The organism is Lactobacillus porci (genome assembly GCF_009695985.1).
Lineage (GTDB): Bacteria > Bacillota > Bacilli > Lactobacillales > Lactobacillaceae > Lactobacillus > Lactobacillus absianus.
Map to the genome: position 1 here is coordinate 50781 of NZ_VUMX01000016.1, position 8121 is coordinate 58901.

Annotated in this window: 7 protein-coding genes and 1 tRNA gene; 4 read left to right on the forward strand and 4 right to left on the reverse strand. The window is 46.4% G+C overall.

Annotation, left to right across the window (positions count from 1 at the left end):
* Positions 1–7: 7 nt before the first annotated feature.
* The 3 genes from FYJ62_RS06735 to FYJ62_RS06745 are packed head-to-tail and all read left to right on the forward strand — an operon-like array spanning position 8 to position 4251.
* Positions 8–1105, forward strand: coding sequence for a ThiF family adenylyltransferase (locus FYJ62_RS06735; protein WP_154548945.1), 1098 nt, complete (start codon positions 8–10; stop codon positions 1103–1105).
* 1 nt (position 1106) lies between these two features.
* Positions 1107–2687, forward strand: a complete 1581-nt coding sequence (locus FYJ62_RS06740; RefSeq protein WP_154548946.1) for an ATP-binding cassette domain-containing protein — start codon at positions 1107–1109, stop codon at positions 2685–2687.
* On the forward strand, positions 2677–4251 hold the full coding sequence (locus tag FYJ62_RS06745) for an ATP-binding cassette domain-containing protein (RefSeq protein WP_154548947.1): 1575 nt from the start codon (positions 2677–2679) through the stop codon (positions 4249–4251). The genes FYJ62_RS06740 and FYJ62_RS06745 overlap by 11 nt, the downstream gene beginning before the upstream one ends.
* A 96-nt stretch (positions 4252–4347) precedes the next feature.
* Here the strand turns inward: FYJ62_RS06745 and FYJ62_RS06750 are convergent, their stop codons facing one another.
* Positions 4348–4767, reverse strand: a complete 420-nt coding sequence (locus FYJ62_RS06750; protein ID WP_154548948.1) for a hypothetical protein — start codon at positions 4765–4767, stop codon at positions 4348–4350.
* 214 nt (positions 4768–4981) lie between these two features.
* Here FYJ62_RS06750 and FYJ62_RS06755 point away from each other — a divergent pair.
* Positions 4982–5054 (forward strand) — tRNA-Thr (locus FYJ62_RS06755).
* 643 nt (positions 5055–5697) lie between these two features.
* Here the strand turns inward: FYJ62_RS06755 and FYJ62_RS06760 are convergent.
* Genes FYJ62_RS06760 through FYJ62_RS06765 form a run of 3 tightly spaced genes read right to left on the reverse strand, consistent with a single transcriptional unit; the run spans position 5698 to position 7635 of the window.
* Positions 5698–5925 carry a hypothetical protein gene (locus FYJ62_RS06760; RefSeq protein ID WP_229771854.1) on the reverse strand — a complete coding sequence of 76 codons (228 nt, stop codon included), beginning with the start codon at positions 5923–5925 and terminating at the stop codon, positions 5698–5700.
* Positions 5894–6355: a hypothetical protein gene (locus tag FYJ62_RS10805; RefSeq protein ID WP_229771855.1), complete on the reverse strand. Its 462-nt coding sequence runs from the start codon at positions 6353–6355 to the stop codon at positions 5894–5896. The genes FYJ62_RS06760 and FYJ62_RS10805 overlap by 32 nt, the downstream gene beginning before the upstream one ends.
* 11 nt (positions 6356–6366) lie before the next feature.
* The gene (locus FYJ62_RS06765; RefSeq protein WP_229771856.1) at positions 6367–7635 is read right to left on the reverse strand and encodes an IS1634 family transposase; all 1269 of its coding nucleotides are present in this window, start codon (positions 7633–7635) and stop codon (positions 6367–6369) included.
* Between the last annotated feature and the right edge of the window lie 486 nt (positions 7636–8121).

An 8121-nucleotide genomic window follows, 5' to 3' on the forward strand; every position in this document is an offset into this window, starting at 1 on the left:
CTTAATAATGATGACAGAATTGGCTGGCGTAAGGGTTGTGGTACAAAATAGTCTGATTACTGGCGTCAAGCACGAATTGTGTTTGACGCCTTTTTATATATTGGGGGTAGAGAATATGGATTTGCATATTAAAAGAACTTTGCAGCCTTTGATCAGTGGAGATCAAATCATATTCGGTATCGGAAATAAGGGCTTGATAAGAAAGATACCGTACTCTGAGTCAAGTGTAATGATTATTAAGTATTTAAATGGAGAAATACCCAGAAAAGATTTGAAGGTCTCAGATCAAAAGCTGTCAGATTGTATTGATAAATTTAAGTCCTTAGGATTGATCACTACTAATTCATATAGTGATAAACCGAAATATTCTAGAAATATCAGTTTCTTTGAATGGATGGATACATCTGACAACATTGATCCGAATAAATATCAAGAAAAATTGCAGAGATCAAAAGTAGCCGTGTTTGGAGTTGGTGGGATTGGATCTGCTGTAGCGGAGTATCTGGTTAGAGCAGGGGTAAAAAATATTAAGTTGATCGATTTTGATATTGTAGAGGAATCCAATCTTACTCGTCAGACAGCATATGTTGAAGACGATATAAATAAGCCTAAAATCGTAGCTTGTTCTGAGTACCTAAAAAAGATAGACAGTACTATCAATGTAGAGACGGTAAATTGCAAGATTACCGGACCGGCAGATATTGAAGCAAATATTGATATGGAAACTGATCTAATTGTTAATTCAATGGATCAACCACCAGAATTAGATGGTTGGTTTGATGAAGTCTCTAAAAAGACTAAAAAAGCTGTGATTTTTAGTAGCTATGCTTCAACGGCGGCAAATGTGTATCCTAAAATTCCAGGGGTGACAAGAGATTACAGTGAATTTTTAGGAAAAGAGCAAATTACAAAAGATTGCATAATTGACAATAGTTTTCCGATGGCAGCGATATCGTCTGTAACAGCAATGGCAGCGGGCATGTCTAGTTACTATGCAATCATGTTTCTAACTGGAATTAGAATTCCAAAAGATGCCATTCAAATTGACTTTGATGGATGGACTATTTTAAAAGTTAACGTAGCTACACGCGGCAAGGAGGAGTAAGGTGTTAAAACTATGGCTGAAAGCTAATCGGCCGCGAGCGTTCGCTTTGGCGGCAATCAGCGTTGTGTTTCAAGCGATGTCGGCCTACAGTCTGTATTTGATCAGTCCGCAGCTGAACAGCTTGATTGGTGGAAATTTCGCTTGGCTTTTGCGGCTGGCCCTGCTGAAACTGGCGCTGGATTTATCCGGCAACCTGCTTTTGGCGGTCAACAGCTATTTGTTCAGCCAGCAGAGTCAAGAAGCGATTGATAGTTACCGGCAAAAAATGCTGCGGGGCTGCTATGAAGGCGATGAGCAGTGGAAGCCGGCAGACGTGCAGAACGACTTGGTCAATAATTTGCAAGTGATCAACCAAGATTATTGGCAAAGCATCTTCTATTTCGTCAATAACGTGCTGTACGCGTTTTTCGTCAGCGTGGCAATTCTTTCCTTTAATTGGCAACTGGTGCTTTGTGCCTGGGTGATCGCCCTGGTGGCGCTTTTCGTGCCAAAGCTGTTTGAAGAAAAAAGCAGCACGGCGACGGAAGCCGCGGCCCTCTGCAATCAAAAGTACCTGCAGGCCTTGGAGCAGTGGCTGTCAGCGATTGAAGAGCTGCGGCGCTTCTCTTTGAAAAAGATCCTCTGCCAGAAGCTGGGCCAGGACAGCCAGCAATTGGAAGACGCCCGCGTCAAGCGTCAAGCCTGCCTGTCAGTTGCGGGATTCGCGCAAGAGGTCGTTGACGACTTGGGAATCGTTGGAGTGCCATTTCTCGCGGGTCTGCTGTACTTCAAAGGTCAGGTGGCCTTTGGGGCGATTATTGCCGCCGGCTACTTGGCCAATGGCGTCTTCAGTTCCTTGCAAGAAGCCTTTTCAGCCTATATTTCAGCAAAATCAACGACCAAACTGAACGAAGCCATGCTGGGAAAACTGAAAGTCCAGCCAAGCACGCGGACCGAAGAGGCCCAGACGATTATCGGCCGGGGCTTGGAACTGAACTTTGGCGGCCAGGTGCTTAAATACCCTGATTTTACCATCAAAGCCGGGGAGAAGGTCTTGATTGCCGGCCCAAGCGGCTGCGGCAAGAGCAGTCTGTTGAAGCTGCTCTTGGGCCAGGTCAAGCCCAGCCAAGGCAGCCTGACCTTTTTGAATTCACAGGGAAAGGAAATCCCTAATCCGGCCCGGTCGTTTGAATATTTGCCGCAAGCGGGCTGGATTTTCCCGGGAACGATTGCTGACAATCTCACCATGTATGATTCCAAAAAGCAGGGCGAATTGGCGGAAGTCCTGAAAGAAGTTGGCCTGGAGCGGGACTTCCCCAAGGCAGCTGACCTCGAACGTGAAGTCAGCCCGCGGCAGGCGGACTTATCCGGCGGGCAGAAGCAGAAGATCTTCTTAGCCCGCAGTCTGCTGTACGCGAAGAAGGTGTCCTTAATGGATGAGCCGCTGAGTGCTCTGGACCACGACAGCCGGCAAAAAATTCTGCCGCTCCTGCTGAAGCGGCCGCAGACTTTGCTGTTTGTCGGTCACAATTTGACCGCGGACGAGCGGCGGCAATTCGATCAAGTGATCAGTCTGAAAGAAGGGGAAGATTTTGCGAATTAAGGATTTGTTTCGGCTTAATCCTGGACGCTTTGTGGCGTTGCTGGCGGCCCGGGCCTTGACAGCCCTGCTGACGACGTGGGCAGCTTTTGCCTTGACCTGGGAGTTTAGCGCGATAAAAGGCCGGCATCTGCAGCAGTTTCTGCTGTTTACGGGCCTGCAGCTGCTCTTGCTGCTGCTTGGCAGTCTGCTGGACCAAGCGGCGGACTATTTTTGGGAATTGCATTTGGAAAAGTATTTTCACCAGATCCGCCAGGAGGTTCTGGCCCATGCCTATGCTGAACCGGCTGGGACTAAGGAGAATCTGCAAAGCGAATTGACCAATGACCTGGAAATGCTGAAAGAGCAATATGCCGATTCCATCGGCAGCATCGTGCACTCAGCCGTATTGCTGGGCCTGGTAGGCTGTTCTTTGGCTGCTTTTCGCTGGAGTCTGCTCTTGCTGGTCTTGGTCGTAAGCGTCTTGCAGATGTACCTGCCCCGCGTGCTTGACGGCCCCCTGCAAAGGGCGACTGACCGAATTTCTGCCAGCAACCGCCGCTACCTGCAGACCTTGGCTGACTGGCTCAGCGGCCTGGACACCCTGCGCCGCTACGCGGTTGGCGAGGAATTCTTGAAAATCGTCCACGTTGATGCCCGGGAACTGGAGGCGGCCTACGTGAAGGAGCAGAAAGCCGACCAGGAGCTGGATTACCTCAATCAAGCCATCTATTCATTGGGCAACATGCTGATCTTCCTGCTGACGGCTTATCTGGTCGCGCGGGGGCAGCTGGAATTTGGCCTGATCGCTTCGGTCAACGACTTCAGCCTGTATCTGTTTGGCTCTTTGATGAATATCGCCAATTACCGCGGGCAGCTGGTTGCCAGCCGCGGCTTGCGGGAAAAAATCCTCGCCTTGCGGGCTCCGCTGGTCCGGCAAGAACAGCCGGGTGAAGCGCCAGCAGCTTTTGCAACCAAGGACCTGCGGCTGACTTTTGCCAATGGATATGAAATCAAGTATCCGGACATCAAGATCAAGCCGGGTGAAAAAGTACTCTTGACTGGGGCTAACGGCAGCGGCAAATCAACCTTGTTCAAGCTGCTGATGGGGGAAGTCGTGGCCAGCAGCGGCCAGATCAACTTTTTTGACCAAGATGGAAAAAAGATCACCCCTGACCGGTCAAAAATTGGCTATTTGCCCCAGCAGGCCATCCTGTTGCCAGCCAGCGTCATGAACAACATTACCATGTTTGACCCGGCACTCGCGTCCGCGGCTAAGGCCAGCGCCGCTGACGTTCAGCTGACTGAGGCGGCCAGCGGCTGGCCCCAAGGGCTGGAAACGCCGGTTGACCTGGCGGGGGACAACCTGTCTGGCGGTCAGAAGCAGAAGGTGGTTTTGGCGCGCGCGGAAGTACACAGCAGCCAGTTGCTTTTGATCGATGAAGGGACCAGCGCGATTGACCAAGCGGCCAGCCAGGCGATCCTGCATGAGCTGCTTAAGTCCAAGCGGACGGTGGTCCTGATTGCGCACAACCTGCCTGCAAAAGAGCGAGCCCTGTTTGACCGCGAGCTTGCCTTGACTGCCTAAGCGCTTTTGCATGAGAAAAAGGCTGCATTATCTCACATTACAGAGAGCGAGTTAATGCAGCCTTTTGTTTGCAAAAAAATTAAGACGTTAATATTTTCAGGGAACGATCAGGTAGACGGCCACGTCGGCGATGCAGATGGCCAGAACGACCCAGCTCAGCCAGTAAAAGATGGTGGCGTCAACGCGGTCAGTGAAGGTCAGGTAGACCAAGCCGCTGGCCAGCAGGGCAAAATTAAGCCGGTCCAGAGGATCAAAAGTGGGATTTGGATAAAAAATAGCCACGGCTAGAATGAAAAGGGCCACGGGAACCGTCAGCCAAGGGTTGATCCAAGGTCCGGCCCACAGGCCCACGAAGGCCAGAAACGCGCACGCGAAAAGGGCGATGCCCAATGGCCACTCATTTGGAGGAATTATTAGCGGCGTCCCCCAGCCGCCAGCCATGTCGTAAAAAGACAGCAGAACCGCGAAGCAGAGAAGCAGGCGGCTCGCGCTGGCTTGAAATAGTTTCGATTTCATATCTTTTTAGTTATCCCTTCAGTTAGTGCAATTTAAAGTTGCCTAACTATTTAACAGATTTTCAATAAACACGATCTAACTATACTTAAATGCTAGCGCTCAGGTCCAGTTAAGTCAATTAACGGCCGCGATTTTTGCAACTTTTTTGCCAAAAGGGCTTGCGCTTCCGGTGAAAAAGTGGTTAAATTAATAAATGTGTTAAGGCACATGAGTTGCTGACTTAGCTCAGTTGGCAGAGCACTTCACTAGTAATGAAGGGGTCGGAGGTTCGAATCCTCTAGTCAGCATTAGAAATATGTTTAAGTCTTTCAAAGAAGTTTAATGAAGCTTGATTTGAAAGGCTTTTTGTTACTTTGAACTAATACGAAATTTTTTGAAATGATAAGGATTTTTTGAAATTGACACAATTCAAGCACACAGAAAGAATTCATGTGTTTAGAGTGTGTTTGAATGAATTTTAAGGATACTAAATATGGAGATTTAACAGGCTTTAGAGCCTGTTTTTTGTTGTATTTATTTGTATTTTATTTATTTGTATTTTATTTAAAAGAAGTTTTTATTAATTTGCATTAAGATGGATCCAAACATAGTTTAGATTTTTAGGTGTATGTGAAAAGATATCTTTAAAAAAGTTTGCCTTTTGAAGTAATGCAATAACTAGAATTATTTACATATTAAGAAATGTGGTAATAGATATTACTAATAGTGTTAGCCCCAAAGCAAATGATACTAAAAAAATTAGTCGTAAGTGTGAGTGTATTCTTACTTTTGGAATGGCTAAACTGCCTAATGAAATAAAAATTAATATTATGCTAATAATTGACATAAAGCTTTTCACCGTTTCTTATATTTCTTGTATAACTGCTAATTTCCTAAAATTTTACAACTCAAGCAAAACAGCTGACAGTTTTTCCGCCAGCCATTTTTGTTTTATGCATGACTTTCTAGAAATGCAAGGATCTCAGCTTTAGTTCTGGTACTTTTATCAATAGCTTTTAGTAATTCCTCCTGCTCTAGGCGCTTCTTGAGCTCATAGAGGGAGTCCAGCTTCTGTGATACTTTGTCGCAGCGCTCTTTAAGGCGCCGGAGCTGTTCTTCTGTTTGGGAGATCTCGGCTTCAATTTTCTTAATATTCTTCGTTCTCGGCATCTTCATCATCGTCTTTCTGTTCTTCTGGCATTGCGGCGTTCTGGATGTCTTTTCCAATCAGTCTTGCCTGTGTCTTGATCCATTCCTCATCCAGTCCAAACGCGCCTAGGATTACCTTCTGGATAGCGGTGACTGCGTGATCGAGCTTATAGTTGCCATTCGGTTGGCGTATCAGCTCAATCTTTTCAAGTTCCTTAAGTGCAGCGGGTACGCATAGATAGTTGGGCTTGCCCGGCATTTCAGCTTTGCGCTTTCTTAAAAGCGTGTAGATTCGTGCTCTGATTATCAGTGCGATGAACTGAATGAAGATCTTGGCTTCGGCTGCCTGGCTGCTTGCGACTCTGAATGAGCGATTGCCAAGGAAGGTCTTATCACTGCCAAACAGCTTCTCTGAGATATCGCGGCTCTTGTAAAGATTCAAGGCTTCAGAAGTTGTCATCTTTTCGGAAGTTACAATGGCAAAATAGCCGCATCTCGTTCAATGACATCTTCACGTTCTTCGTAGCCATAAAACTTGTCTTTGTGGTAGGTGAGCTTGAAGTAGTGCTCGTATCGCTTTGGAAGCTTGTACTCTCTGCCCTTTATCTTGTCCATCTCTGCTTCCATCCGATCCAGATCAGCTTCCAGTCTGGCACGCTCGCTGGCCTGCTTCTTGGCTTTGCAGTAGATGTGGAAGCAGCGGTCAGTATCGTCATCCGCGTACAGCTTGGCTTTAACCGTCATGCCATATGTTCGATAAGCCTTGATTGAGCAGGCTCTCTTGGCTTCGAATTCGCCCCGATGTTCCATGATCAAGCCGTGAACAAAGGAGGCTCTGCCTTTAACCATCATCACGAAGTCGTAGTCGCACGAATCCATGAACTGGATGTTGGCCTTACTGAAATATCCGCGATCGAGGATAAAGCCGATCTTCTTATAGCCATAGCCGCGAATCTTTTCCAGCATGTATTTCAGCTGCGAGACATCGACGATACTGCCTGGGTAGCTCTCATAAAGCAGAGGTTTCTCATTGGTCATATCGTAGGCAATCGAGTAGTTGATGATTGGCGCTCCAACGTCATTCTTAGGGTGACCATATTCCGCCATCTCGATATCGCCAGCCTTGCAGTTCTTGTTGGTGGAGTCATAGGAGACGTAGATTTTCTCGTTCTTGTCGTGGGTGGCGTTCCAGCTGTTCAAGAAATCAACCCTGTCATTGTCGTCAATTTCGCGGATAAATCGTGAAATTGTAGAGTCGCTGTAGATTTTGTTCTGCGGGGTCATCAGCGGATGATTGTAGGCATAATCCGGGAAGTGCTGTGCTGCGTTGCTTTCCGCGATGACTGAGTAAGCGGCGAGATCAAGAAGCAGCCCTTTTCCCCGGTCATCCCAGCGCTTCAAGTGTTCAGCCAGCTTGTAGTCTTCGATGATTCTTCTGACTACAGAGAAGGCCCCAATGCGGATACAGCTGCTTCTGGATTCGTTGACTGGCTCAGCCGCCGTTCCTTCGGCGGGAATCTCGATATCTGGGAAGAATTTTTCAAAGTTAGGGTTTGGGAACATCATTCCTGGATGATCTGGGTCAGCTTTTCCAATGGTCGTTCTTCTGGCGACGTTGTATTTCTTCTCGGGAAGATACTCTCTAGCATAAGTGTATTCGATGTAAGTAGTCTTCCCGCGCTTATTTCTGGAAATTTTACCAGTGTTCTTAGGGATATTAACCAGGCAATTGTAGTACATGATGACCTCCCTTTTGTTGAGTATGATATCATGCTCAAACTATAACATATAAAAGCACATCAATGCAAGCAAAGATGTGCAAAAAATGTATTATTTTTGCGGGTTTAGGACAATTGCTTAGCTGGCTTGAGTTTGATTGCCATGGGAAACTGATTTAAAGTGTAAATATATAAGCAGTTCCTCTTTGTGAGGATTACGATGAAAAAATTATAATTTAAGTGTATGCTTTAACCAAATATTTTTTAGAAGGAAGTTGATCTTAGTGATTATCGTAGGTTAACCAGTTTTGCCATAATGTAATAACTTAAACTTCCCACTTACAAAAGTGGGCTTGTACCTTGAAAATTCAATAGTTTAGCCAATAAAAAAGCACAAGGCCTTTGTTCGCTTGATATAATTCAACTACAACATCATCAATATCAAACGAAAGGCTTGTGCTATGTCTAGTTTACCATCATTCGATACCAAAAACGAACCCCAAATTTC

What these genes read in the sequence shown, in the direction of transcription:
- FYJ62_RS06750 (WP_154548948.1), bottom strand. Translation starts at nt 4,767, where the DNA reads ATGAAATCGAAACTATTTCAAGCCAGCGCGAGCCGCCTGCTTCTCTGC.
- FYJ62_RS06760 (WP_229771854.1), bottom strand. Translation starts at nt 5,925, where the DNA reads ATGATGAAGATGCCGAGAACGAAGAATATTAAGAAAATTGAAGCCGAG.
- FYJ62_RS06735 (WP_154548945.1), top strand. Translation starts at nt 8, where the DNA reads ATGATGACAGAATTGGCTGGCGTAAGGGTTGTGGTACAAAATAGTCTG.
- FYJ62_RS06765 (WP_229771856.1), bottom strand. Translation starts at nt 7,635, where the DNA reads ATGTACTACAATTGCCTGGTTAATATCCCTAAGAACACTGGTAAAATT.
- FYJ62_RS10805 (WP_229771855.1), bottom strand. Translation starts at nt 6,355, where the DNA reads ATGACAACTTCTGAAGCCTTGAATCTTTACAAGAGCCGCGATATCTCA.